Source organism: Streptomyces xiaopingdaonensis (assembly GCF_000262345.1).
In the GTDB taxonomy this organism is placed as follows: domain Bacteria; phylum Actinomycetota; class Actinomycetes; order Streptomycetales; family Streptomycetaceae; genus Streptomyces; species Streptomyces xiaopingdaonensis.
Genome location: NZ_AJTQ01000009.1, coordinates 1 through 24666, shown reverse-complemented (window position 1 = coordinate 24666; position 24666 = coordinate 1). Strand labels below are relative to the sequence as shown.

Here is a 24666-nt window from a genome sequence, read left to right as displayed (position 1 = left end):
CCCGGCGCCCCCGCCGCTCCACGCCGCACGAAGAAGGCGATGATCGCGATTGAGGTGACCGCCATCAGCAGGATCACGCCGAGCGCGCCCAGATTCCCCATCCACGTGAAGAGGTTGAGCACCGCGGCGGTCGGGTCGCCGACCGGCTTGTCGTCGCTGACGGCGAAGGCCGTGACGACGAGGAACGCGATCACCGTCTGGAGCAGCGAACCGTAGGCCGGGGCCCCGGTGCTCGCCGAGGCGCGGCCGAGCGCGCGCGGCAGCAGCCCCTCGCGGCCCATCGCGAAGGCGTAGCGGGAGACGACGTTGTGGAAGGCGAGCATCGACGCGAAGATCCCCGTCACGAAGAAGACGTGCAGCAGGTCGGTGAAGACCCCGCCGAGCCGCGGGTCGATCAGCGAGAAGATCAGGCCCGCGCTCTCCTCCCGCGCCTCCCCGACGATGTTGTCGGGACCCGCCGCGACGCCCACCAGCCACGAGGTGAGCGCGAAGAAGACGGCGACGATGGCGAGCGCCATGAACATCACCCTCCGGACCACCGTGCGCGGCTTGTCGGTCTCCTCCGCGTAGACGGGGGCCTGCTCGAAGCCGAGGAAGCCGGCGATGGTGAAGCAGAGCGCGGTGCCGAGCCCGGCCCCCGCGATCGTCTCCGGGTCGAAGGCGAGGAGCGAGAGGCCCTGCGGTCCGGGGTCCGAGGCGAAGGCGACGTCGAGGACGACGACGAGGAGCGCCTCGATGACGAGCAGGACGCCGAGCACCTTCGCGTTGAGATCGATCTTGAGCGCGCCGAGCACCGCCGTGACGAGCACCGCGGCGAGCGCCGGGACCCACCAGGCGACCTCGGCGTCGAGGTGCTGCTGGCAGAGCGCGCTCACCTCGTAGCCGAAGATCCCGAAGATGCCGACCTGGAGCGCGCTGTAGGCGGCGAAGGCGACGTACGAGGCGGCCGAGCCCGCGATCCCGCCGAGTCCGCGCGCGATGTACGCGTAGAACGCACCGGCGTTGTGGACATGGCGGCTCATCTCCGCGTAGCCGACGGCGAAGAGCGCCATCACTACGCCGAGGATGACGTAGAGCAGCGGCTGCCCGACGATCCCCATCACCGCGTAGGTCGTCGGCATCACGCCGGCGACCACCATCAGCGGTGCGGTGGCGGCGAGTACCGAGAGCAGCAATCCGGCGGTGCCGATCCGGCCGGCGCGCAGCGCGCCGGGATCGTGGCCCCGGTAGGTGCTGATGTCGTCGGATCCCGCTGTGGGTTCGCTGCTGCCCGTGAGCATGGCGCTCGGTGTCCTCTCGGCTGTGGAGTCGCTTCCGGTGGTGCGGGTGCGTGCGGTGGTGCGGTCTGTGCCGCCGCGGGGTCGCGTCCGGTCAGGTCACACGGAGCCCAGGGCTGCCCGTTGTGCGGCACGGAATGCTCGGTGAGGGTCGCCGCCCGAGTACGACCAGGGCTCGCGGGTGGCGGTGCGGCCGATCCGCTGGAAGAGCGCGGCCGCCTCGGCCGTGCGGCCCTCGTGGTACTTCGCGTACGCGAGGAAGTTGAGGTCGACGAGCCGCCTGGGGTGCGTGCTCTCGCCTCCCCACTCCAGCCACCAGCCGAAGGCGCGCTCGGTGATCCGCTTGGCCTGCCGCCCGTGCCAGAACCCGGCCGACGGATCGACGTCCGCCTGCCCCTGCGCGACGGCGACGCGGTACCGCTCGGCGTGCGCGACGAGCGGCAGGAGGGCGAGGGAGCTGTCGGCGGGGGCGCGCTCGGCGGCCTGCGAGGCGAACTCGTGGACGGCGGGGCCCTTTTCGGCGAGCGCGGCGACCATGAGGTGGTGCGCGTGGTGGTGTTCGGGGTGGCGGGCCACGGCCTCGTCGAAGACCTCGCGGCACTCCTCGGGGGTGCCGACGGCGCGCAGGAGCAGCAGCAGCGCGAGCCAGGGCGAGGGGTCGGCGGGGTGCCGCCGCGCCGCCGCCTCCAGGGCCTCCCTGGCCTGTACGTAGAGCCCTCCCCCGCGTTCGGCGGCGCGGTGCGCGAGGGTGCAGGCGTGGAGCAACGCCGCGTCGTCGCTGTCCGGTTCGGTGGTGAGCCACTCGCGGCTCCACGCCTCGGACGACGGGACCCCGGCGAGCACGGTGAGCCGGTGGCCGCGGCTGTCGTGGTCGTCGTCGGTCCGCAGCAGGGCGCGGACGTCGGTCCACCGTCCCTGCGCGAAGGCCGCTCTGGCGTCGACGAGCGCCGAATCGTCGAGAGCTGGTTCGAAGCGCCGGGCGTCGCGGGGTTTTCGGGGTATGAGGGGAGGAGGTGGAGGAGTCATGGTCGGCGATCACCCAACCGGAACCAGCCGGGACACGTCAAGAGGAATCCGATCAACTCCCTTACAAAATCGGTCCGTTCGGAACCGAAACCCTCCTCGTGGCCTTCCCTCGGTCGGCTCTTTCCCGTGCAGGGATCTTCACGGGAACTCCACACGGGAGGGCGCCGCCCCGCCCGTCCGCGCCGCCTGCTTGGATGCCGCCATGAACGCTCCGGACCCCGCGGGCCGCGCCTCGGACGAACTCCTCGACATCGTCGACCCGCACGACAACGTACTCACGCAGCGCCCCCGCGGCGAGGCGTACGCCGAGCGACTGCGCCACCGCTCCGTCTCGATCCGGGTGCGCGACCCGCTCGGCCGCCTCTTCGTCCACCGTCGCACCCCGGAGAAGCTGATCTTCCCTTCCCGGTACGACCTCGTCGTCGGCGGCGTCGTGGGCGCCGGGGAGAGCTACGACGACGCGGCGCTGAGGGAGGCCGAGGAGGAACTCGGCGTCCAGGGACTCCCGGCGCCGCAGCCGCGGCTGAAGTTCCTCTTCGAGACGCCCGAGTACAGCTGGTTCCTCAAGGTCTACGAGGTGGTCTGCGCACTGCCCGTCCACCCGCAGCCCGAGGAGGTCGCCTGGCACGCCTTCGTCACCGACGACGAGTTGGCCGGGCTGCTTCCCGGGTGGGACGTCGTCCCCGACGGCCTGGAGTGCCACCGGCGCCTGGACGCCTGGCACGCGCAGCACCCGGAGTGATCGCCACCGCGGCCCCGGAGACGGCGCCCGGCGGCCCGAGTCCACCGGACAGAGGCGCATTGCATAGGCTCGACGCATGATCCACCGGCTCCTGGCCACCCTCGGACTGTGGTGCGCACCGCAGCGGCTCCGGGCGGAAGGCACCACCCCCGACTACCGCTTCTCGCTCGCCAACGAGCGGACCTTCCTCGCCTGGATCCGCACCTCCCTGGCGCTCGTCGCCGGCGGCATCGCGGTCGACCAGTTCCTCACCGGGCTCAGCGCCACCGCACGCACCACGATCGCCGTCGTCCTCCTCGCCGGTGCGGCCCTCTGCGCCTTCCGCGCCGTCAACCACTGGGTGCGGTGCGAACGCGCCATGCGCCGCGGAGAGGACCTGCCCGTCTCACGGTTCCCCGTGCTGCTGGCGGTGGCCACGGCGGTGGCGGCGCTGCTGGTGATCGGGACCGTCGTGCTCGGCGGGGTCGGCCAGTGACGGCGGAGGGCGCCCGCGTGCGCGACCCCGGCGCGCAGCCGGAGCGGACCCGACTGGCTTGGCGCCGCACGACGTTGGCGTACGCGGTGGCGCTCGCCCTCGGCGCCCGCACGGCCCTCGAAGGCGACCTCTCCCCGACCGCGGCAACGGCCCTGGCCTGCGCCGCCCTCGCCTGGCTCGCCCTCCTCCTCGCCGCACACCGCCGCACCCGGGTCCTGGCCCGCGCCGAGGGCCCTGTACCGATGGCCGCGGGGGCGGTCCGCGCCACCGTGGCGTGCACGCTGGTGCTCGTGGCGGCGGGGGCGCTGTTGTTGTGAGGGCGGCTCCTCGGTGGCCTGATCCGAGGTGGCCGGAGGGCGGGCGCGGGTGGCGGGCGCGCGGGCAGTCGCCGCTATGCGCCGAGCCGCCCGCTCCGGACGGCGCCGACGAAGCCGGCGAACGCACGCGGCGCGACGGTCAGCGAACGGGCCCGGTCCTTGGTGTCCCGTACCGGCACCACGCCGTGCGCGGCGAGGTTGGTGGCGACCTCGACACAGGCGCCGCCGTTGCTGCTGTAGGAAGACGTGAACCAACGGGGGGACTCGGTCATCACTGGATACCCTTTCGCAACTGCTCGATCATGGCCACGGATGCCGCCTGTGAGAGGGCCTCGGCCTGGAGTTGATGGTATGCGGTCAACCTTGGGAGTGCGAACGAAGTTTCCCTGTCCAGGTAACCGCGGTGCGCGGACTCGGCGTAGGACATGAGAGAGCGATCCGGCATCGTCAGGATGTAGAGCGGGAGGTCAAAGGCACGTCGAGTGCCCATGTCGAACGGCGCGACCTGCAAAACCGTGTTCGGCAGCGCGGCGAACTCGGCCAAACGCTGGAATTGCGCCTCCATGACGTCGGGCCCGCCCACAGGTCGACGAAGGCAACTCTCGTCCAGCACCGCGAAGATCAGTGGCGGTGACGGGCGAACGAGCGCGGCCTGCCGGGCCTCGACGACCGCCACCCGCTCCTGACCTTGCTCGGCAGCGATCGCTCCCCGCGCCACTTCGCTCTCGGCCACAGCCGACGCGTACTGCGGGGTCTGCAACAGGCCCGGGATCACTCCGATTTCGAAGAGTCGGATTTCGGTCGCCCGTCCCTCGTAGCTGACGTACTCCGAGAATCCTTCCAGCAGCGAGCCCTTCCTCATCTCGCGCCATTCCCGCTCGAACGACTCCCCCGTGTCGGCAACCCCGAGGACGCGGTCGAGCTTGCGCGAGAAGGGGAGGGTTGGCGACTTACGGGCAGTTTCCACGGCCGAAATATGCTGACTGGAATATGCCAGACGCTCGGCCAACTCCTCCTGCGTCCAGCCCCGTTTCTCTCGCATCCTGCGCATACGAGCCCCGTACGCCGCTGCGGGGCTGTTCTCGGGGTCCAACTCTTTCCGGTTGACCATGCCGTTCCCCGACCCTTCCTTCTCTCGTGATTACTTGAAGGACTGCCGGTCACGCGCCACGCTGAACGCATCCGGTAGCCGAGCAACTACGGTATGACACCGGCGAGCGCTCATGCCGACTTTTGCTCTGCCAACTGCCGGGAACGGCCTGCCACTTGCGGCCTACGACGCCGCGTCCCTACCTCCCCGGGGTGATCCCGCATGCCCAGCAGCACTTACCGCCCCCGCAAGCGTTCCTCTTCGCCGCGGTCACCGGCGGCAGCGTCTTCGCCGTCTGCTCCGCGTGGTTCACGCGCTCGGGAGCCTGACGTGCAGGAGCAACGCGGCCCCCTCCCGAAAGCGAAGCCGAAGCCGCAGCCCCAGCCCCGGCCGAAGCCGGCGGATCCGCCCTGCCGCCACCGCACCCTGACGTCCGACGGCAAGCGGTGCGCCGGCTGCAACGTGCAGATCTACCTGTAGGAGCGCTCCGTGATCCGCACCGACCGGCACGAACTCCCCGGCGGCCTGGGCCCGTTCGACCTCCGCCGCGGCGACCGTGTGATGCACGGCGGACGCTGGTCCACCGTCGTGGACCTGTACTCCCCCGGGAGCAGCGGACGCGGCCGCGTCCTCCACCTCGACGACGGGCGGCTCCGCCTTCTTCGCCCCACCGAACGGCTGCGTGTGTACCGCGGGACCGGGGTCCGCGGCTGACGACTCCGCTCGGGCCCGGTCGGACCTCCTCGTCCCGGGCCCGAGCGGGCACCGTCACGGACGCGCCGTCCTCGGGCGGCGTCCCCACCGGTGCTGCGCCTCAACTCCCTCGTCAAGGCGGACGTTCGCGAGACGACAGGCACCGGAGGGCGGTCACCGAGATCCCGCGGGGACAGGTCCGCTGCCACGCACGCCCGTCGCGATCCCCGCACGCGCCGTACTCGGCACCGCACGCCCGCAGCACGGCAAGGCGCCCGGCACCCGCACCGAGCCGCCCCGCATGTGGCGCCCGTCTCCACCCGCCCCTCTGGACCTCATACCGACCAGTCGGCATGATCGGACCGACACCCGCACCCGCCGCGAAGGAGCGCGCACCGTGAAACAGGGGAATCCGCCGGGCCTCGAACTGGAGCGGCTAGCAGCGCACTTGGAGCGCGAGGTGCCGGGTCTCGTGCGGGGCGCGCTCTCCGCCGAGGTGATCCAGGGAGGGCGCTCCAACCTCACCTACCGCGTCACCGACGGGACGACGCGGTGGGTGGTACGCCGCCCGCCGCTCGGTCACGTGCTCGCCACCGCGCACGACATGGCCCGCGAGTACCGAGTGATCACCGCGCTCCGGGACACCGAGGTCCCCGTCCCCGGCACCGTGCTGCTCTGCGAGGACGAGGAGGTGCTGGGCGCCCCGTTCTACGTCATGGAGCAGGTCGACGGCGTCCCCTTCCGCACCTCTCAGGAGCTGGCCCCGCTCGGCCCGGAGCGCACCCGCGGCGTGGTGCTCGCGCTACCCGACACCCTCGTCGCCCTCCACGCCGTCGAGCCCGCGGCCGTGGGGCTCGGCGACTTCGGCCGGCCCGAGGGGTTCCTCGAACGCCAACTACGGCGTTGGGGCAAGCAGTTGGCCGCCTCGAAGAACCGGGACCTGGAAGGCGTCGACGCGCTCCACGAGTCGCTCGCGGCCCGCCTCCCCGAGTCGGGTCCGCCCTCCGTCGTCCACGGGGACTTCCGGCTCGACAACGTCCTCGTCGGCGAGGGCGACCGGATCACCGCCGTCCTCGACTGGGAGATGTCCACCCTCGGCGACCCGCTCACCGATCTGGGCCTGCTGGCGATGTACAGCGAGCACCCCGCCCTCCCCGACTCCCCCGTCGCCACGACGAGCGACGCGCCGGGGCACCCGTCCTCCGCCGAACTCGTCGAGCGGTACGCCGCCGGTTCCGGCCGCGACGTGACGCGGATCAACTGGTACACGGCGTTCGCGTACTTCAAGCTCGCCGTGATCCTCGAGGGCATCCACTACCGCTACACGCTCGGGCAGACCGTCGGCCCGGGCTTCGACCGGATAGGCGACCTGGTACCGGCCTTCATCCACGACGGCCTCGCCACGCTGCGGAAGGACTGAAAACGATGGACTTCGCCTACGACGCCCGCACCGAGGAACTCCGCGCCCGTCTCGGCGAGTTCCTCGCGAAGGACGTCCTCCCCGCCGAGCAGGTCGCCGAGGAGCAGCGCGCCGCACAGGACTCGCCGTGGACGACTCCCCCCGTCGTCGAGGAACTCAAGGCCCGGGCGCGCGGCCTCGGCCTGTGGAACCTCTTCCTGCCCGACGCCGAGCACGGCGCGGGGCTCACCAACCTCCAGTACGCACCGCTCGCCGAACTGACGGGCCGCAGCCCGAAGTTGGCGCCCACGGCCCTCAACTGCGCCGCGCCCGACACCGGCAACATGGAGCTGCTCGCCGCCTTCGGCACGCCCGAGCAGCAACGCACCTGGCTGCGCCCGCTGTTGGACGGCGAGATCCGCTCGGCGTTCGCGATGACGGAGCCCGACGTCGCGTCCTCCGACGCCACCAACATCGAGACGCGGATCGTCCGGGACGGCGACGAGTACGTCGTCACGGGCCGCAAGTGGTACATCTCCGGCGCGATGAACCCCGACTGCAAGGTCTTCATCGTGATGGGGAAGACCAGCCCGGAAGCCGGGGACGTGCGCCGCCAGCAGTCGATGGTGCTCGTCCCGCGGGACACGCCCGGCGTGCGGGTGCGGCGCGCGATGTCCGTCTACGGCTACGAGGACCACTACCACGGCGGCCACGCCGAGGTCGTCTTCGACGGCGCCCGGGTGCCCGCGGCCAACCTCCTCGGCGAGGAGGACGGCGGATTCGCCATGGCCCAGGCCCGGTTGGGTCCCGGCCGCATCCACCACTGCATGCGGCTGATCGGCATGGCCGAGCGCGCCATCGAGCTGATGTGCACCAGGGCGCAGACGCGGAACGGCTTCGGTGCTCCGCTGGCGCGGCAGGGCGTCGTGCGCGAGTGGATCGCCGACGCGCGGGTGCAGGTCGAGCAGTTGCGGCTGCTGGTGCTCAAGACCGCCTGGCTGATGGACACCGTCGGCAACCGCGGGGCGCACACCGAGATCCAGTCGATCAAGATCGCGACGCCGCGCGCCGTCGTGGACATCCTCGACAGGGCGGTGCAGCTCCACGGCGCCGGCGGCGTCAGCCAGGACTACCCGCTCGCCGAACTCTGGGCGACGGCACGGACGTTGCGCCTCGCCGACGGCCCGGACGAGGTGCACCAGCGCTCCCTCGCCCGCCGCGAGCTCAAGCGGCACACGGCGGACTGAGGAACCACGGCGCGGGCGGGCCGCCGCCCGCGCCGCCTCACCCCTGCGGGAGCACCACGACGCGCCCCGTCGTCACACCGTCGAAGACGCTCTGCACCGCCTCGGCGGCCTCGTCCATCGGCACCCGGCGGCTCACCAGCGGCCGGACGGCGCCCTCGTCCGCGAGCCGCGTCAGCTCCCGGTGGCACTCGCCGATCGAGGCCGGGTCCTTCCTCGCGTAGAGGCCCCAATGGAGCCCCATGATGGTGTAGTTCTTCACCAGCGCGTGGTTGAGCCCGGGGGTGGGCACGGCACCGCTCGCGAAGCCGACGACGACGATGCGCCCCTCGAAGGCGATGCACTTCGTTGAGCGCGTATAGGCGTCGCCGCCCACGGGATCGAAGACGACGTCGGCGCCTCGCCCGTCCGTCGCCTCCTTCACGGCGGCGGCGAGATCGTCGGAGCGCCGGTCGACGACGGCGTCGCAGCCGAGCCCGCGGGCGACTTCCGCCTTCTCGGCACCGCCCACGACGCCGATCACCCGCGCGCCCGCCGCCCGGCCCAACTGCACGGCGGCGCTGCCGACCCCGCCCGCGGCGGCGTGCACCAGCAGCGTCTCGCCCTTCTGGAGCCGCGCCCTGCGGTGGAGCGCGAACCAGCCGGTCTGGTAGGAGATGTGGAGCGCCGCCGCCTCCGCGTCGTCGAGCCCCTCGGGTGCGGGGAACGCGGCCGAGGCGTCCATCAGCACCGACTCGGCGAACGCGCCCGCGGGGAGCGCCGGCGTGCCGATCACCCTGCTGCCCTCGGCCGGCGCGTCCCCGACGTCTTCGCCCCTGGCGACGACCTCGCCGCACAGCTCGATCCCCGGCGTGAACGGCGGCTCGGGCCGCACCTGGTACTCGCCCCTGCACAGCAGCGCGTCGGGGAAGTTGACGTCCGCGGCCTTTACCCGGACGAGCAACTGCCCCGGGCCGGGCTCGGGTTCGGGTACCTCCTCGTGCCGCATCGCCTGCCTCGGCTCACCGAGGGTGTGGACGCGCCATGCCTTCACGGGTGCCTCCCTGGGGTCTCTGCTTCACGGTGCCGCGCGGCGCGGGCCCGGGTCGCGGCGGTTCAGGTACGGGGGCGCAGGGCTCGGAGGAGCAGTTCGGCGAGCTGGTCGGCGACCTCCTGCGGCCCGAGCTGGCCCCGCGGGCGGTACCAGCTACTGAGGTGGTGGACCGCGCCGAAGTGGTAGTCGACGACGAGGTCGGGCGGGACGTCGGCGGCGAACTCGCCGCTGCGCTGCCCCTCCTCGATGAGTGCGCGGAACCGCTCGTGGTAGCGGCGCCGCTCCGCGCGCACCTGCTTCTGCTTCTCGTGCGTGAGCTGGTGCATCGAACGGAAGAAGATCATCGCGTCGTCGAGGTTCTCCAGCGTGGTGACGACGACGTCGGCCGCGGCGGCACGCAGCCGCTCCCCCGCGCTGCCGGGGCCTTCCGCGTACAGGTCGAGGCGGTCCTGCTGGAGGCGGAGGAGGCGACCGTAGATCTCGTGGAGGAGGTCGTCCTTGGAGCCGAAGTAGTGGTAGAGGGCGCCCTTGGTGACGCCGGCGGCCTCGACTATCTCCTGCACGGAGGTGCGGTCGAAGCCCCGCTCGGCGAAGAGCCGCGTCGCCTCGGCGAGCAACCGCTGCGGCACCGGACGCGCGGCACGCTCCGTCCCGGCGCCGGTCGCGCCCCGCCCCACCGCGGACTCCGGGGTGCCGCCCGCTTCCGCCGTCGCGGCCCTCGCCATCGCCGTCACCGTCTCTCTCGTCTCCCGCGCCCGTGTCCTTCCCGGGGCGACCGCCGTCGTGGGATCCTCCCACCGGCCGGCGCCGCTCTCGGCGTTCGGGGGCCCTAACCGGCGGGCGGCGGCCCGGTGAGCTGCTCCTCGACCTTGCGCTGCATCCGGTTCATGCCGCCGAGCCAGCGGTCGGTGGCGGTGGCACGGGCCGCGTAGTGCTCGGCGGTGCGGGGGCTCGGCAGGACGAGGAACCGGTCTTCGGCAAATGCCTCGAAGACGGCGTCGGCCACCTGCTCCGCCTCGACGGCCTCCGGCGCGAGCACCATCCGGCCGACGGGCCCCGCCGACTCCAGCATGTCGGTGCGCACCCCCTCGGGGCAGAGGGCGTGGACCCGGACACCGCGGTGCCGGTAGGTGACGGCGAGCCATTCGGCGAAGGCGACGGCGGCGTGCTTGGTGACGCTGTACGGGGCAGAGCCGACCATCGTCAGCAGCCCGGCCGCCGAGGCCGTGGCGACGAACCTCCCGCTGCCGCGCTCCAGCCACTCGGGCAGCAGCTCGCGCGCCGCCCGCACGTGGGCCATGGAGTTGACGCGCCAGGCGTGCTCCCACTCCTCGTCCGGCGCGTCGGCTCCGCCGTGCGGTGCGACGCCCGCGTTGGCGCAGAAGGTGTCGATCCGCCCGCCGAGCATCTCCCGTGCGGGCGCGACCACTTCGGCAGCGTCCCCGGGGACGGCGACGCCGCCGATCTCCCCTGCGACGGCGCGGGCCTTCTCCGCGTCGAGGTCGTTGACGGCGACCTGCGCGCCCTCGGTGGCGAACCGGCGGGCGAGCGCCGCGCCTATCCCGCCTCCTGCGCCGGTGACGACGACCGCGCTGCCGGCGAACTCCATGGGTCTCCTCCCGCGTTGGCCTGCCGCGGGCACGCCGCCCCGGCTCCCGTGCCCGGGCAGACTAACCAGTCGGTATGGAGCGGAGGAACCCTCGGGGACCGCGGTGTGCGGGCGGTCACACGGCGCATGAGCCGGGCGCATGCTCCCCGAACCGGAGGAGCATTTCACCCCTTCGGGAATACAGGGCTCCATAACGGGTAATCCGCCAACTCACGGGGGTTGCACAAAACGCACCGGAGCGGGAGCCGAACAGCACGTCGGTACGTCACATCTCCGACGAGTCGGGTCCTCTCCCCCGGAGGTGGGATAGATGGCTGGCTTCAGAGCCCTTGCCCAACAAGTCCGCGACCCCGGCCGGGCGCCGTCCCAACGCCGCCAGGCCCTCCGCAAGTGCCTGGAACGCTTCGCCCCTTACGGGCACCGCGCCACCTGGCACCATCTCTGCGCCCGCGCCGGCTTCTGCCCTGACGACCGCACCCCCGACCCGGTGCTGCTCGTACAGGCACTGGAGGAGCTGGAGGAGGCGCGCGCCGTCTGGCTGGCGTACGAGTCCGAAGTCGCCGCCCGCAGGCGGCTGGAGAAACGCGCAGGCATCCGGCAGCCCACCGCCCTCGACGAGTGGCACCGCCGCACGTGGGGCGGCCGCTCCCTGTTCCGCAGGGAGGACGCCGAGCAGGTCCAGGGGGTGCGGCTCGCCGAGGCGCTCCGCCGGATCATCGCGGCGATGGAGGGGCACTGCCCGCTGTCGGTGCTCAACACCCCCCGGGCGGCGATGAGTTCGATGGTCGCGTCGGGCTGAGTCCGGCCTGGCGTGCACCGTCGACGTTGACACCGCCCGCAGCGCGCACCATGCTGAGCGAGCGCTTAGCCCAGGCACCGAGGTACCGGGCTCGCGCTCAGGGCAGCACGCGTGTGGGAGGTCGTACCGATGGCGGAACCCCGGGTCTTCACCTCGGCCGAGGAGCTGAAGACGGCGGTCGGCGAGGAGTTGGGCGTCAGCGACTGGCACGAGATCGACCAGCGGCGCATCGACCTCTTCGCCGAGGCCACCGGAGACCACCAGTGGATCCACGTCGACCCGGAGCGCGCCGCGCAGGGCCCGTTCGGCTCCACCATCGCCCACGGCTACCTGACGCTCTCCCTGCTCCCCCTGCTGGTGCCGCAGACGCTCCGCGTCGACGGCGCGCGGATGGGCGTCAACTACGGCGCCGAGAAGGTGCGCTTCCCCAGCCCCGTACCGGTCGGCTCCCGGGTGCGGGCCCGCGTCACCCTCGACGCAGCCACGGAGAAGGCCGGCGGCACCCAGGTGGCGGCGACGGTCGTCGTCGAGCGCGAGGGCGCGGAGAAGCCGGCCTGCATCGCGCAGACGTTGACCGTGTACTACTGGTGAGACTCTTACGGGCGGCCCGGCTCACTCGCTACGTGCGTGCGCCGCGCTCCCAGACCCGGCAGCGCGGGCATCTGCACGGCGGCCACACCGCGGTGAGAGCCGGGCTACGGGGCGGCCGAACGGTGCGCCGACGCGTCCACGTGCGCCCGCCGTCGTACGAGACACGGAGCGTCATCGTGCTCACCGCGGACGCTCCCGCGCCGCGCGGACCTTCGCCACGGCTGCGGTGTACGCGGCGTACAGGGTACGGGCCTCGGTGCGGCCACCCGGACAACGAGGCGGGACGATCCACGTTCTCGCCCGGAAGGTGCGCGGCGCGACCACATCCGGGGGCGGCACCTCGACGGTCTCGCCCTCGCCGAGGAGCACGGCTCGGGGCAGATCCCCGGCGGATGCCGAGCGTGGCGGCACGAAGAACTCGACGCCGCACCGAGTGTGCAGTACAGGGCCCAACACCGCCTGTTGCACACTTACTTGCCGCACCGTCTCCCAGCCCTCCGGACCCGGCAGTCGCACGACGTCCCAGCCGAGGCCGACCGGCAGCTCCGCAAGACGGCCGTTCGCCCACGCCATCAAGGAATCGCTGACGCTCCCCTTGGCCGAGCCAATCCAGTCGATCGGCAGCGACGCCTCGTGCGTGACCGTGCCCGGTACCGGGCGAGCAGGCGCCTGAGAGGGTTCGGGATCCGTATCCATGTCCCGATCCCATCCCAGAACCGTCTACCGCGGGATATGACAAGGTATGACACGGAGTTGATCATGCAGTTGACCGTCACAGGCACCCGCAGAACCGGCCATCGAAAACCCACCTGGTACACCGACCTTTTCGCCAAGTACCTGGGGCCCTTTGCGCGTTCGGGGGCGCACTTCTACATCGGCGGGGCCAAGGGCATCGACAGTCTCACGCTCTTGTGGCTGGCCGAGAAGTCTGAGGGGAGGATCACGATCGTCGCCCCGGGAACGATTGCAGAACAACCCGCGGAGGCGCGGCAAGCCATCGCGGGGTGCTGCGGACGGATCGACGGCGTCGTGGAATTGGGTGCCCACCCGCTGCGAACTCCGGCCTTCCATGCCCGGAACCGATGGATGGTCGATCGGTCGGACATGGTGGTCGGCTTCCCGCTCGAAGGGCCGGAGGGAAATTCGGGCACTTGGCAAACCCTCAACTACTGTGCATACCAGAGCAAGCCACGTCTGATCGTTCCCGTATGAGTCGAATTCGGGCACCATGCAGGAATGAGCCTGCACGACAGAGTTGCCGGCGCTGACACGCTCAAGAGGATCAGGCAGCAGCGCGGTTGGTCCCTGCGCGACCTCTCCCGAGCGCTCGCCGCCACCGCGCAACGTCTCGGACAGCCACCGTCCGCCAGTCCGGCCAGCGTGCAACGCTCCGTTGCACGCTGGGAGAGCACCACTGCGCCGATCCTTCCAGGTGAGCGATACCAACTCCTCCTCGCCCATCTGTACTCGCGCGGAGCCGACGGAGACGTGGCCCTTGGCTCCGGTTCTGACTTCGCCGAGCTGCTCGACGCTCTCGCACAGCTCGGTGAAAGCCAACAACGCCTACGTGAACTGCGCATCCTGCTCACCCGCACCATGGCAGACGACGGCGGAGGACTGCTCGGACTGCTGGGACCGACCACGCGAGCAGCGCTCGCAGCATCGCTCGCCGACCCCTCGCGCGTCAGCGAAGACCTGATCGACTCCCTGCACTGCGCGGTCCATGACGTCAACGAGCAGGTCGGCACCGTCCCCTTCGTGCGTCTTCAGCTCTTTCTCGCTCCGATCGTCGAATCCTGCCGTCGCCTGCTGGGCGAGGACGTGTCTCCACCTGACGCCTTCCTCCCCGGCCTCAATTCGGTCGCCGCACAGGCGTACGTCCTCGCCGCACGGTTCGCTTTCGAGACGCGCGACGACGGAGCGTCCCGCGCCTTCTACGCAGCGGCCACGACGGCGGCCGGTGCCGTCGGTGCGCCATGGCGGCGGGCGATGGTGCACATGAGTCACGCGCTCGTCACCCTGTATTCGGCCCCCGGTCTCGCCCCCGCGCAGCGCCTTGTCGACGCTGCGGTGCGTGACGCGAAGGCGGGAGAGAGCGTGACCGTTCGCGCACGCGCGCACGCGCTGCAAGCAGAACTCGCCGCTCGGGCGGGCGGAGCAAGGCATGCGCACGCTGCCCTGTCGCTGGCCCGGTACGACCTGGACAGGTGCCGCAACGACGACCCGTCGTCGTCGATGACAGGCTTCTCGGCTGCTCATCTGCGCGGCTTCGAGGGTGTGACGGCGCTGTACACCGGCGATCCTTCCGAAGCCCATGCCTACTTCGCACGTTCGGCAGCATCCCTGTCCACCTCTCGCGAGCGCGTACAGCGGGCAATCGTTTTGACCGACCAGGCAGCCGCGCGTATCCGTATGGGCGACCCGCAAGGGGCCGCGGCGCTTCTGCACGACTGTGTCGACACCGCGGTTTCGACCGGAGGGCGAGTTGCCTTCCTCCGCCTGCGGCAGGCTCATCGGGACCTGCGCCCGTGGCGGCGCGAGGACTTCGCCGCCAGGCTCGACGACCACATGATCGACGCACTCGGCGTGTAGCGGTCCTTCCGCGCCTGGGGATCAACCTTGTGAGGGCCGGGGAAAGAACCCGGCTGGCCTCAGGACGACTTGGTGAGACCGCTTCAGGGCGCCCTAGCCCCGCCCCACCATCCGCAGCACCAACTCCGCATGGAGGGCCCCGATCTCCTCCGGTGCGCGCCGGGTGGACGGGCCGTACCAGCGTGCCACGTCGACGCAGAGGGACATCACGGCGCGGGTGGTGCCGCGCAGGTCCGTCACCGTGAACTCGCCCGTGCGGGCGCCCTCTTCGAGGAGGTTGCGGAGCATCTCCTCGCTGTGGCGGCGTAGTTGGAGGATCTCGGCGTAGTGCTCCTCGCCGAGGGCGGCGAGTTCGTACTGCACGACGCGGGCCGTCGTGTGGTTCTCGGCGTGCCAACGTACGAAGGAGGCGACGGCCGCGGCGAGCCGGTCGGCACAGTCGCCTTCGACGGCGAGGGCGTCGCGGAGCACCTCGACGGAGCGCTCGTGGCCGACGCGGCTGATCTGGTGGAGGAGTTCCTCCTTGGTGCGGTAGTGGATGTAGAGCGCCGCGGGGCTCATGCCGGCGCGCGAGGCGATGTCGCGCGTGGTCGTCGCGTGGAAGCCGCGCTCGGCGAACGCCTCCACGGCGCCGAGCAGCAGGCGTCTCGCCGCGTCGGGGGTCACCGAGGCGAAGGAGGTGTCGGCGCCTGGCGCTTCGTCGCCCGGCGCGGCGGCGTCCCGTTGCTCCTCGTGCACTGCCATCTCCCGCCTCCTGCTCGTCGGCAGCGACACCCTACCCGGAAGCGCTGAGCAGCCGCTTATCCCTACCGCACAGGCGGGCGACGGAGGACGGAAGCCGGTGCGTGCGTCCCGCTAGAAGGCGGACACTCCCGTCCGCGCCCGGCCGATGAGCAGCTTCTGGATCTGGCTCGTGCCCTCGTAGAGGGTCATCACCCGGGCGTCGCGCAGGAGTTTGCCGACGGGGAACTCGTCGATGTAGCCGTAGCCGCCGAAGACCTGCACCGCGTTGTTGGCCGAGCGGACCGCGGCCTCGCTGGCGAAGAGCTTCGCCGTGGAGGACTCGGCGGCGAAGGGCTCGCCCCGGTCGACGAGGTCGGCGACGCGCCAGGTGAGCAACCGCGCCGCGTCGACGTCGACCGAGATGTCGGCGATCAGCTCCTGTACGAGCTGGTGCTGCGCGATCGGCCCGCCGAACTGCTCGCGCTCGCCCGCGTAGGAGACCGCCGCCTCCAGGCACGCCTGCGCGATGCCGACGCTCCCCGCAGCGACCGACATCCGCCCCTTGGCGAGCGCGGACATCGCCACCGAGAACCCTTTCCCCTCGGGCCCGACCCTGGCCGAATCCGGCACCCGCACGCCGGTGAAGGAGAGTTCGGCGGTGGCCTGCCCGCGCAGGCCGAGCTTGCCGTGGATCTCCCTGCGGTCGAGCCCCGCCGCGTCGGTGGGCACGAGGAACGCGCTGACGCCGCGGTGGCCCTCCTCCTCGCCCGTGCGGGCGAAGAGGAGGACGACGTCTGCCCATGTGCCGTTGGTGATGAACATCTTGGTGCCGTCGACGATCCAGTCGCCGCCGTCGCGGCGGGCGCGGGTCGCGAGGTTGCCGGCGTCGGAGCCGGTCCCCGGCTCGGTGAGGCCGAAGCAGCCGAGGAGTTGCCCCGAGCAGAGTCCTGGCAGCCACGCGCGGCGCTGCTCCTCGCTCCCCCAGGCGGCGATCGTCTTGGCGACGAGCCCGAGCGAGACGGAGAGCAACCCGCGCACGGCGGAGTCGCCCCGGCCCAGCTCCTCGGTGACGAGCGCGTAGGCGAGGTGGTCCCCGCCCGAACCGCCGTACTCCTCGGGGACGGTGAGGCCGAGGAACCCCAACTCGCCGAGTCTGCGCACGATCTGCGGGTCGATGCGCTCCGCACGGTCCCACTCGGCGGCGTGCGGGGCGATCTCCCGGTCGCTGAACTTACGCGCCAGGTCGCGGACCGCGCGTTGCTCGTCGTCGAGTCCCAGATCCATGCCGTGTCCGCCTCCTGGCCCCTCCGGTGCGGCGCCGCATTTGGTTATCGGCGCTAGTTTTCTGCGGTGCCTACTATGTTCGGCATGGCCCGTCCACGCAAGCCCCTGCTCAGCCGGGAGAGGATCGTCGACTCCGCGCTCGCCCTCGTCGACGCGGAGGGGCTCCAGGCCGTCTCCACGCGCCGACTCGCCGCCGAACTCGGCGTCAGCGGACCGTCGTTGTACAACCACTTCCGGACCAAGGACGAGATCCTCGACGCGGTCGCCGACCGGATCTGCGCCGAGGTCGACGTCTCGATGTTCGAGGACGGCACCGAGTGGCGTGCCGCGCTCCTCGCCTGGGGTCGCTCCTACCGCGCAGCGCTCGCGGCACACCCGCACATCGTTCCGTACCTGGCGCAGGGCCCCGGCCGCCGGCCGAGCCAACTCCGCATGGCCGACGCCGTGTTCGGCGGCATGACGGCCGCCGGATGGCCCAAGGCGCAGGCCACCCGGATCGGCGCCCTCATGCGGTACTTCGTCGCGGGCTCCGCGCTCGGCTCCTTCGCCCGCGGCTTCGTCGACGACGCCGCGCTCTACGCCCGCGACTATCCGCACCTGGAGGAGGCCCACCTCCTCGCCGAACACCAGCAGCGCGTGGACGAGGGCGCGTTCGAGACGGGCCTCCAGTCGCTCGTCGACGGCCTCGCCCTGCGTCACCCGGAGGGCCGGCGGGAGAGCGCGGCGGAGAGTGCTCCCTAGAGGACGACGAGCGCGCGCCCCCCGCGGCCGGCGAGCATCGCCTCGAACGCGTCCGGGATCCCGTCGAGCGTGATCCGGTCGGTGACGAGCGCGCCGAGGTCGAGGCGGCCCTCGCGCACGTGCTCGGCGAGGAGCGGCAGATCGCGCTCCGGTACGCAGTCGCCGTAGACGCAGCCGGTCAGCGTGCGGGCGAAGTGGAAGATCTCCAGCGCGGAGAACTCCACGCGCTCCTCCTTGCCGCCGATCCCGACGACGGTCGTGCGCCCGCCCCTGCGCGTCGAGCCCCAGGCCGCCCTGATCGTGGCGGCGCGGCCGGCGCACTCCACCGCGGCGTCGACGCCGAGGCCGTCCGTGAGCTGCCGTATCTCCTTCGGCGTCCGCTCCGAGGAGAGCAGGTAGTCGGTGGCGCCCGCGGCGAGCGCCAACTCTTCTTTCTCCGGCGAGACATCGACGGCGAAGAGCCGCTCCGCCCCCGCCAGCCGGGCCGACTGGATGACCGCGAGCCCGACACCTCCGACGCCGAAGACCGCCACGCTCTCGCCGGCCCGCAGTCTCACGCTGTGGTGGACGGCCCCGTAGCCGGTGAGCAGCGCGCAGCCCAGCAGCGCCGCGTCCTGGAGCGGGACGCCGTCCGGCAGCGGGAGGACGGCGCGCTCGGGGACGACCGTCTCCTCGGCGAACGCCGCCGTGCTCAGGCCCGGGTAGAGGTCTCCGCCCTCGGCGTCGCGCGCGTAGGGGACCGCCGTGCCCTCGTTGGCGTGCGGGCAGAGCCACGGTTCGCCGAGCCGGGTGCAGAAGTGGCAGGAGCCGCAGGCGGGCGCCCAGTTGAGGACGACGCGGTCGCCCTCGCGCAGCCGCTCGACGCCCTCGCCCACCGCCACGACGGTCCCCGCTCCCTCGTGGCCGAGGACGGCCGGAACGGGCTGGCGGAGGGTGCCGTTGGAGAGCGAGAGATCGGAGTGGCAGACGCCCGCCGCCGCCAGCCGGACGCGTACCTGGCCGGGGCCTGGCGCCGGCAGGTCGATCTCGGTGAGGACGAGCGGGGAGTCGACCGCGGGGAGTACGGCGGCTCGGACCATGGGGTGCTCCCGGGGTTGTCGTCGCGGCGGCGGGCTGCGCCCGATCCGCCTAGAGCTGGAGGGACTTGGTCTGAAGGTACTCGCCGAGGCCGTGGACGCCGAGCTCCCTGCCGACGCCCGAGCGCTTGTAGCCGCCGAACGGGGCCTCGGGGTTGAAGCGGCCGCCGTTGATGTCCACCTGGCCGGTCTCCATCCGCCGGGCGAAGGCGACGGCCTCGTCCTCGTCCTCGGACCAGACGGCCCCGGCGAGGCCGTACTCGGTGCCGTTGGCGATGCGGAGCGCCTCCTCCGTGTCCCGGTAGGGCAGGACGGAGAGGACGGGGCCGAAGATCTCTTCCTGCGCGACCGCCATGCCCGGCGCGACGTCGGCGAGAACGGTCGGCTGCACCCAGTGCCCGGCGCGCACGTGCTCGGGGAGGCCGGAGGGCGGCTCGGCGCCGCCCGCGACGAGCCGCGCCCCCTCGCGTACGCCCTGCTCGATGCAGCCCGTCACCCGCGCCTGCTGCGTCGCGTTGACGAGCGGCCCGAGGCGGGTGGACTCCTCTGACGGGTCGCCCGGTGCGTACCGCGCGGCGGCCTGCGCCGCGAGGGCGACGGCCTCGTCGTAGTGCTCCGCCGGGACGAGCATCCGCGTCCACGCGCTGCACGTCTGGCCCGAGTTGCCCATCACGTTGGCGACGCCCACCTTGACGGCCCTGGCGAGGTCGGCGCCGGGGAGCAGGACGTTCGCCGACTTGCCGCCGAGCTCCAGCGCGACGCGCTTCACCGAGCGCCCGGCGAGTTCACCGACGCGGCGGCCGACCGCCGTGGAGCCGGTGAAGGAGAGCAGGTCGGTACCGGGGTGCTCGACGAGTGCCTGCCCGGCGACCGGGCCCAGTCCCGTGACGAGGTTGAAGACGCCCGCCGGCACGCCCGCCTCATGGACGACCTCCGCGAAGAGCTGGGCGACGAGCGGGGTGTCCTCGGCGGGCTTGAGGACCATGGTGCAGCCGGCGGCGAGCGCGGGCGCCGCCTTGGCGACGATCTGGTGGAGCGGGTAGTTCCACGGCGTCACCGCGCCGACGACGCCGACGGGTTCGTGGAGGACACGCGAGTTGCCGAGACGCTCCTCGAACTCGTACTCGGCGGCGAGCCGCGCGTAGCTGCCCGAGACGGCGACGGGCGCGGAGGCGTGCACCTTCCGTGAGAAGCCGATCGGCGCGCCGAGCTCGGCGGTGACGGTGCGGGCCACCTCCTCGCCGCGCTCCTTGAGCAACTCGTGGACGCGGGTGAGGAGTTCGGCGCGGCGCGCAGGCGGTACGGCGGCCCAGCCGGGGAACGCCTCGCGGGCCGCGGCGACCGCGGCGTCGACGTCCGCGGGACCGCCGGCCGGCACGGTGGCGAGGAGGCCGCCGTCTGCCGGGTTGTGCACGTGGAGCGGTGCGGCGTCGGCGGCGGGGCGCCAGGCTCCGCCGATGTACATCCCGTCGTGTGCCTTCATCGCTCCAAACTATCGCCGCTCGTTTAATGTTGTCAGCACTCGCTCCGAGTGCGCTGGATCACCCCCGGCCTCGGGGGCGAAGGCCGCGAAGGCGGCTCAACTCGTCGCACAAGCCGGTCCGTTGACGCCCGCGAGGACATTCCCAATGATGGACGGAGGAATCCGCAGGTTTCCCTTCCACAGGCGGGAGCACCGATGGCTGAGTCCGACGGCAGCGGCTCGGGGACGACGGGCGAGGCGGCGCGCAAGGCCGCGCAGGAGGCCGCCTACCTCACGGGGTTCGGCAACGAGCACAGCAGCGAGGCGGTACCTGGCGCGCTGCCCACCGGACGCAACTCCCCCCAGCGCGCGCCGCTCGGCCTCTACGCCGAGCAGCTCAGCGGCACCGCCTTCACCGAGCCGCGGGCGCAGAACCGCCGCTCCTGGCTCTACCGCATCCGCCCGAGTGCCGCGCACCCCGCCTTCACCAGGGCCGACGGCTCCGGCCTCACCTCCCCGCCGTTCGGCGACGCCGTCCTCGACCCCAACAGGCTGCGCTGGAACCCGCTCCCCGATCCGCCACCGGGAACGGACTTCCTCTCAGGGCTGTGGACCCTCGGCGGCAACGGCGACCCGAGCACCCGTTCGGGGATGGCGATCCACCTCTACGCCGCCGACGCCCCGATGGAACGCCGCGTGTTCGGCGACGCCGACGGGGAGTTGCTCCTCGTCCCCGAGCGCGGGGGCCTGCTGGTCCGCACGGAGTTCGGTCTGCTCCACGCCGCGCCGGGACACGTCGCGCTCATCCCGCGCGGCGTGCGGTTCCGCGTCGAACCGCTGCCGGACGCCGAGGGCGAAGTTGTGCGCGGGTACGTCTGCGAGAACTTCGGACGCCCCTTCCAACTCCCGGAGTTGGGGCCGATCGGCGCCAATGGGCTGGCCAATCCGAGGGACTTCGCCGCACCGACGGCAGCGTACGAGGACGTCGAGGGCGCCTACGAGGTGGTGCAGAAGTTCTGCGGGACGCTGTGGCGCGCGGAGTGGGACCACTCGCCGCTCGATGTCGTCGCCTGGCACGGCACCCACTTGCCCTACGTCTACGACCTGCGCCGTTTCAACGTCATCGGCAGCGTCAGCTACGACCATCCGGACCCCTCGCTCTTCACCGTGCTCACCTCGCCCTCGGACACGCCCGGGCTCGCGAACGTCGACTTCGTCGTCTTCGCGCCGCGCTGGCTCGTCGGCGAGGACACCTTCCGGCCGCCGTACTTCCACCGGAACGTGATGAGCGAGTACATGGGGCTCGTGGAGGGCGCCTACGACGCGAAGGCGGAGGGGTTCGTGCCGGGCGGCGGCTCGCTCCACACGATGATGTCCGCGCACGGCCCCGATCGGGAGACGTATCTGCGGGCGAGCACCGCGGAGTTGGTCCCGCAGAAGCTCGACGACCAGCTTGCGTTCATGTTCGAGACGCGGTGGCCGGTGGCCGTCACCGGGCAGGCCCACCGCGCAGGCCATCGGCAGGGCGGTTACGACCGGGTGTGGGAAGGGTTCGAGCGCGGGTTCCGTGGGTGAGGGCGGGGGACTTCGTCACCAACTGCCGTGCGTGGGCGAGGCGTTTCCCCACGGCGGTGCGGTCGGCGGAGGGTGGGGTGGGCCGCCGACCTGAGCAGGGCGGGAGTGCCGCGGGGCGTACCCCGCGGCATGGCAGCTCGGTGCAGCGGCGCTAGCCGCGCCCTCCGAAGAGGGTGCGCTTCAGCTTGCGCAGCGGCGCGAAGAGCGAGACTCGCGCGCCCTTGTTCCTGCTACGGCTCCGTGCGGCGTCACGCTCGGTGATCTCCCGCATCAGCGACGTCGCCTCGTCGGCCTGTCGCTGAGGTACGGCGGGACCCGCGAGCACGGAGAGATGCCGGTCGAGGCGCGAACTGCTCGCCCCTGTCCCGCATTTGATCGCAGGGACCCGTGCCCTGCCGCTCATTGTTATCTGTTCCATGTCACTCCCCACCCGTACGAGGGCTCCCGGCCCCGGGCAAGATAAGCCTATCGCCCGTCTGGGACTCTCGTGCATCCCGGGCTCAGGATTCACCTGCCCCGCAGGCGGGTTGACGAACACCGTACGAGCCACGTCGTCGGAACGCACCACCGGAGGAACCGCTCGGAGCTGCCGCTATGGCCTTATTCCGGGCATGGAAGGCAGGGGCGCACTCGGTTCTCGACGCAACCCTGCGGGCCGCATCCCGTCCGCGTGCGCCCCCGTCCACTCCGACCGCGACCAAACACAGGCGGGCCGAATCATCGTGAAATGGCGTGAAACCGCTGGGCGTTGACGCCGACGGCAGGTCCGGCGCCTCCGCACCCGCCGAGGGCCCGGACACAGGCCCCGACCTTGCCGAGCCACCACCGCGCCGCCGTGGGCCGCGGATGCGCGCCACCGGGCCGCCGTACGCGGCAGCCACTATCGGTCACGATGCGGTGACCTGCTTGACGCCCTCCTGTGCACTGGGCCAGATTTATTGGGCGCAAGCGCCCCTTCGAGGGGCATTCTTGGGTATCCGGGGGGATCGGGCGATCCGGGGGGACCAGTCGCCAATGCAGACGATCGGTAGCAAACAGACACCGCACACCGGGCCCGAGCCCGGCCCGGCGGCAACCAACGCCTCGGCACACCAGGTGCGTTCGGTCGCACGGAACGACAAGCGAGTACCCGCCCGGCAAGGCAGACGGGACGGGGCGTCCACCACCGCGCCGCCCGAAGCCGAGGCCGTCCGCGCCGGTGAAGTCCTCGCCCAAACACACCAGTTCGAGCCGACACCCGAGCGGGAGCCGGCCGTACCGACGGATTCCGCAGCGCGCGTGACCGCTTGGGCGTCCTTCCTCGCCGGCGCCGCACTCGGCGTCGGCGGCATCGGCGCCGCGCTCGTCCTCGCCGACGTGCCGTCCCCGCTGCGCGCTCCGTTCGCGCTCTTCTTCCTGCTGGCCGCACCGGCCGCCGGACTCGCCGCGCTGCTGGTCCGGCTCGACCCGCTCAGCCGCGCCGTCGTCGCCGTCGTCGGCGCGGCCGCCCTCGACCTGCTCGTCGCGCAGACGATGCTCGCCGCCGAGGTGTGGTCGGCCCGCGGCGGCACCGCGGCGGTCGCGGTGCTCAGCACGCTGCTCCTCGCCGTCGCCGCGCTGCGTCCGGCACGCGGCAGAAACCCCGGGCAGGGCGCCTGAGATGGACGTCACCGTATGCAGACCGGGTGAACTGACGGCCGCCGAGCGCGCGGTGTGGACCTCGCTCCAGGCCAAGGCGCACCTCAACGGCGCACCGCAGCTCGGGAACCCCTTCCTCGCACCGGAGTTCGCCCTTGCCGTCGGCCGGTGCCGCGGCGACGTGCGCATCGCCGTGGCCCGCGGCGCCGACGGCGAACCTGCGGCCTTCTTCCCGTACCAGCGCACCGCTTTCGGAGTGGGAAGGGCGATCGGCCTCGGCCTCTCGGACTGCCAAGGTGTGGTGCACAGACCGGGGTTCGCCTTCGAGGCCGGCGAACTCCTGCGCGCCTGCGGCCTGTCGGTCTGGGAGTTCGACCACCTGGCCGCGGACCAGCCGGGTTTCGGCGGCTCCGCCACGGCCTCCTTCGCCTCCCCCGTGATCGATCTCGAAGGCGGCTTCGAGGAGTACGCGTCCCGACTCCGCGCCCGTTCCGCGTCGTTCTACCGCACCACCAGGTACAAGGACCGGAAACTCGGCCGCCGGGTGGGCGAGGTCCGCTACGTCCACGACGAGCGGGACCCGGCGATGCTCCGCGTCCTCATGGCGTGGAAGTCCGCGCAGTACCGGCGCACCGGGCGCAGCGACCGCTTCGCCAAACGCTGGATCGTCCACCTGCTGCACCAGCTCTTCCACACCCGCAGCGACTCCTTCGCGGGCCGCCTCTCCGTCCTCTACGCGGGCTCCGCACCCGTCGCGGCGCACTTCGGGCTCCGCTCCGAGCGCGTGCACACCTGCTGGTTCCCCGCGTACGACCCGCAGTTCGCGCAGTACTCCCCCGGCCTCGTGATGCACCTGCGGATGGCGGAGGCCGCGGCCGCCGAGGGCGTGCACCAACTCGACCTGGGCCGCGGCGAGAAGGCGTACAAGGAGTCGCTGAAGACCGGCGACCTCACCGTCCACGAAGGGTGGGCGTCCCGGGCGCACCCCGTCGCACTCGGCCACCGCGCGCGCCGGGCCCCGCTCCGCGCGCTGCGGAACACCGTGCAGACCACCCCGGCCCTCTACCGTCCCGCCGACCGCCTGCTCCGCGGCGTCGGCGCCCTGCGTGCCGGACGCGCGGGCGAGCGGGAGGAGAGGCGGAGGGGACACACCGACCACACCGACGACTCGGGGGCGGGCCCGGCCCGCGCACCCGAAGCCGAGCGGCCCGACACGAGCCGGGGAGACCGGGGATGAGGTGATCGCATCCGGCCGCCGGCGGGCAAGGGCGCCCGCCGGCCGCTGCTTTCTACTTCGGGCA

The 24666-nt window shown here is 72.1% G+C and carries 27 protein-coding genes and 1 pseudogene; 15 read left to right on the top strand and 13 right to left on the bottom strand.

Features of this window, described 5'->3' with window-relative positions; translation table 11 throughout:
- Window positions 1-1280, bottom strand: a 1280-nt coding sequence (locus UWG_RS0100500) for an APC family permease (RefSeq protein ID WP_016905242.1), incomplete at its 3' end; no start/stop codon positions are given.
- Window positions 1281-1376: 96 nt separating this feature from the next.
- Window positions 1377-2303, bottom strand: a complete 927-nt coding sequence (locus UWG_RS0100495; RefSeq protein ID WP_016905241.1) for a tetratricopeptide repeat protein — start codon at window positions 2301-2303, stop codon at window positions 1377-1379.
- 202 nt (window positions 2304-2505) lie between these two features.
- Between UWG_RS0100495 and UWG_RS0100490 the strand changes: the two genes are divergently transcribed.
- From UWG_RS0100490 to UWG_RS0100480, 3 genes are all read left to right on the top strand, one after another.
- A complete protein-coding gene (locus UWG_RS0100490; protein WP_016905240.1) occupies window positions 2506-3045 on the top strand; it encodes an NUDIX domain-containing protein in 540 nt (179 codons plus the stop codon).
- 76 nt (window positions 3046-3121) lie between these two features.
- A complete protein-coding gene (locus UWG_RS0100485) occupies window positions 3122-3520 on the top strand; it encodes a YidH family protein (RefSeq protein ID WP_016905239.1) in 399 nt (132 codons plus the stop codon).
- Window positions 3521-3537: 17 nt separating this feature from the next.
- On the top strand, window positions 3538-3837 hold the full coding sequence (locus UWG_RS0100480) for a DUF202 domain-containing protein (protein WP_016905238.1): 300 nt from the start codon (window positions 3538-3540) through the stop codon (window positions 3835-3837).
- A 74-nt stretch (window positions 3838-3911) separates the two neighbouring features.
- On the opposite strand, the gene UWG_RS0100475 is transcribed toward UWG_RS0100480, so the two are convergent.
- On the bottom strand, window positions 3912-4112 hold the full coding sequence (locus UWG_RS0100475; protein WP_029391052.1) for a DUF397 domain-containing protein: 201 nt from the start codon (window positions 4110-4112) through the stop codon (window positions 3912-3914).
- The gene (locus tag UWG_RS0100470; RefSeq protein ID WP_016905236.1) at window positions 4109-4948 is read right to left on the bottom strand and encodes a helix-turn-helix domain-containing protein; all 840 of its coding nucleotides are present in this window, start codon (window positions 4946-4948) and stop codon (window positions 4109-4111) included. The genes UWG_RS0100475 and UWG_RS0100470 overlap by 4 nt, the downstream gene beginning before the upstream one ends.
- 309 nt (window positions 4949-5257) lie before the next feature.
- Between UWG_RS0100470 and UWG_RS33300 the strand changes: the two genes are divergently transcribed.
- The 4 genes from UWG_RS33300 (at window position 5258) to UWG_RS0100450 (ending at window position 8266) form a co-directional block, all read left to right on the top strand.
- Entirely contained in the window at window positions 5258-5407 is a 150-nt protein-coding gene (locus UWG_RS33300) for a hypothetical protein (RefSeq protein WP_016905235.1), read from the top strand.
- 9 nt (window positions 5408-5416) lie between these two features.
- Entirely contained in the window at window positions 5417-5641 is a 225-nt protein-coding gene (locus tag UWG_RS0100460) for a hypothetical protein (RefSeq protein WP_016905234.1), read from the top strand.
- A 376-nt stretch (window positions 5642-6017) separates the two neighbouring features.
- Window positions 6018-7040 carry a phosphotransferase family protein gene (locus UWG_RS0100455; protein WP_016905233.1) on the top strand — a complete coding sequence of 341 codons (1023 nt, stop codon included), beginning with the start codon at window positions 6018-6020 and terminating at the stop codon, window positions 7038-7040.
- Between the two features lie 5 nt (window positions 7041-7045).
- Complete coding sequence (locus tag UWG_RS0100450; protein ID WP_016905232.1) at window positions 7046-8266, top strand: acyl-CoA dehydrogenase family protein; 1221 nt, start codon at window positions 7046-7048, stop codon at window positions 8264-8266.
- Between the two features lie 37 nt (window positions 8267-8303).
- On the opposite strand, the gene UWG_RS0100445 is transcribed toward UWG_RS0100450, so the two are convergent.
- From UWG_RS0100445 to UWG_RS0100435, 3 genes are all read right to left on the bottom strand, one after another.
- The gene (locus tag UWG_RS0100445) at window positions 8304-9296 is read right to left on the bottom strand and encodes an NADPH:quinone oxidoreductase family protein (RefSeq protein ID WP_016905231.1); all 993 of its coding nucleotides are present in this window, start codon (window positions 9294-9296) and stop codon (window positions 8304-8306) included.
- 62 nt (window positions 9297-9358) lie between these two features.
- The gene (locus tag UWG_RS0100440) at window positions 9359-10021 is read right to left on the bottom strand and encodes a TetR/AcrR family transcriptional regulator (protein WP_016905230.1); all 663 of its coding nucleotides are present in this window, start codon (window positions 10019-10021) and stop codon (window positions 9359-9361) included.
- A gap of 104 nt (window positions 10022-10125) precedes the next feature.
- Window positions 10126-10905 (bottom strand): SDR family oxidoreductase, encoded by a 780-nt coding sequence (locus UWG_RS0100435; RefSeq protein ID WP_016905229.1) that lies wholly within the window; start codon window positions 10903-10905, stop codon window positions 10126-10128.
- Between the two features lie 310 nt (window positions 10906-11215).
- Here UWG_RS0100435 and UWG_RS0100430 point away from each other — a divergent pair.
- Together UWG_RS0100430 and UWG_RS0100425 are read left to right on the top strand one after the other, a co-directional pair.
- Window positions 11216-11635, top strand: a pseudogene (locus UWG_RS0100430) (hypothetical protein); the annotation flags it as partial.
- A 198-nt stretch (window positions 11636-11833) separates the two neighbouring features.
- Complete coding sequence (locus tag UWG_RS0100425) at window positions 11834-12295, top strand: MaoC family dehydratase (protein WP_029391050.1); 462 nt, start codon at window positions 11834-11836, stop codon at window positions 12293-12295.
- Window positions 12296-12475: 180 nt separating this feature from the next.
- Here the strand turns inward: UWG_RS0100425 and UWG_RS29230 are convergent, their stop codons facing one another.
- Window positions 12476-12991, bottom strand: coding sequence for a hypothetical protein (locus UWG_RS29230; RefSeq protein WP_016905226.1), 516 nt, complete (start codon window positions 12989-12991; stop codon window positions 12476-12478).
- A gap of 63 nt (window positions 12992-13054) precedes the next feature.
- Here UWG_RS29230 and UWG_RS0100415 point away from each other — a divergent pair, with 63 nt between their 5' ends.
- The gene (locus tag UWG_RS0100415; RefSeq protein WP_016905225.1) at window positions 13055-13507 is read left to right on the top strand and encodes a hypothetical protein; all 453 of its coding nucleotides are present in this window, start codon (window positions 13055-13057) and stop codon (window positions 13505-13507) included.
- 276 nt (window positions 13508-13783) lie between these two features.
- Window positions 13784-14887 (top strand): NsdA family TPR-like regulatory protein, encoded by a 1104-nt coding sequence (locus tag UWG_RS0100410; RefSeq protein WP_016905224.1) that lies wholly within the window; start codon window positions 13784-13786, stop codon window positions 14885-14887.
- Window positions 14888-14980: 93 nt separating this feature from the next.
- On the opposite strand, the gene UWG_RS0100405 is transcribed toward UWG_RS0100410, so the two are convergent.
- Both UWG_RS0100405 and UWG_RS0100400 read right to left on the bottom strand, forming a co-directional pair.
- A complete protein-coding gene (locus UWG_RS0100405; protein WP_016905223.1) occupies window positions 14981-15631 on the bottom strand; it encodes a TetR/AcrR family transcriptional regulator in 651 nt (216 codons plus the stop codon).
- Window positions 15632-15742: 111 nt separating this feature from the next.
- Window positions 15743-16894 carry an acyl-CoA dehydrogenase family protein gene (locus tag UWG_RS0100400; protein WP_016905222.1) on the bottom strand — a complete coding sequence of 384 codons (1152 nt, stop codon included), beginning with the start codon at window positions 16892-16894 and terminating at the stop codon, window positions 15743-15745.
- Window positions 16895-16978: 84 nt separating this feature from the next.
- Between UWG_RS0100400 and UWG_RS0100395 the strand changes: the two genes are divergently transcribed.
- A complete protein-coding gene (locus tag UWG_RS0100395; RefSeq protein WP_050988482.1) occupies window positions 16979-17635 on the top strand; it encodes a TetR/AcrR family transcriptional regulator in 657 nt (218 codons plus the stop codon).
- Here the strand turns inward: UWG_RS0100395 and UWG_RS0100390 are convergent.
- Together UWG_RS0100390 and UWG_RS0100385 are read right to left on the bottom strand one after the other, a co-directional pair.
- Complete coding sequence (locus tag UWG_RS0100390; protein ID WP_016905220.1) at window positions 17632-18714, bottom strand: Zn-dependent alcohol dehydrogenase; 1083 nt, start codon at window positions 18712-18714, stop codon at window positions 17632-17634. The genes UWG_RS0100395 and UWG_RS0100390 overlap by 4 nt on opposite strands.
- Before the next feature lie 49 nt (window positions 18715-18763).
- Window positions 18764-20194, bottom strand: coding sequence for an aldehyde dehydrogenase family protein (locus UWG_RS0100385; protein WP_016905219.1), 1431 nt, complete (start codon window positions 20192-20194; stop codon window positions 18764-18766).
- A gap of 195 nt (window positions 20195-20389) precedes the next feature.
- Between UWG_RS0100385 and hmgA the strand changes: the two genes are divergently transcribed.
- On the top strand, window positions 20390-21748 hold the full coding sequence (hmgA, locus tag UWG_RS0100380; protein ID WP_016905218.1) for a homogentisate 1,2-dioxygenase: 1359 nt from the start codon (window positions 20390-20392) through the stop codon (window positions 21746-21748).
- Window positions 21749-21899: 151 nt separating this feature from the next.
- Here the strand turns inward: hmgA and UWG_RS0100375 are convergent, their stop codons facing one another.
- Window positions 21900-22166 carry a hypothetical protein gene (locus UWG_RS0100375; protein ID WP_026328018.1) on the bottom strand — a complete coding sequence of 89 codons (267 nt, stop codon included), beginning with the start codon at window positions 22164-22166 and terminating at the stop codon, window positions 21900-21902.
- 860 nt (window positions 22167-23026) lie between these two features.
- Between UWG_RS0100375 and UWG_RS33485 the strand changes: the two genes are divergently transcribed.
- Both UWG_RS33485 and UWG_RS0100365 read left to right on the top strand, forming a co-directional pair.
- Window positions 23027-23386: a hypothetical protein gene (locus tag UWG_RS33485; protein ID WP_237719950.1), complete on the top strand. Its 360-nt coding sequence runs from the start codon at window positions 23027-23029 to the stop codon at window positions 23384-23386.
- A 1-nt stretch (window position 23387) separates the two neighbouring features.
- A complete protein-coding gene (locus tag UWG_RS0100365) occupies window positions 23388-24602 on the top strand; it encodes a GNAT family N-acetyltransferase (RefSeq protein ID WP_016905215.1) in 1215 nt (404 codons plus the stop codon).
- Window positions 24603-24666 lie beyond the last annotated feature (64 nt).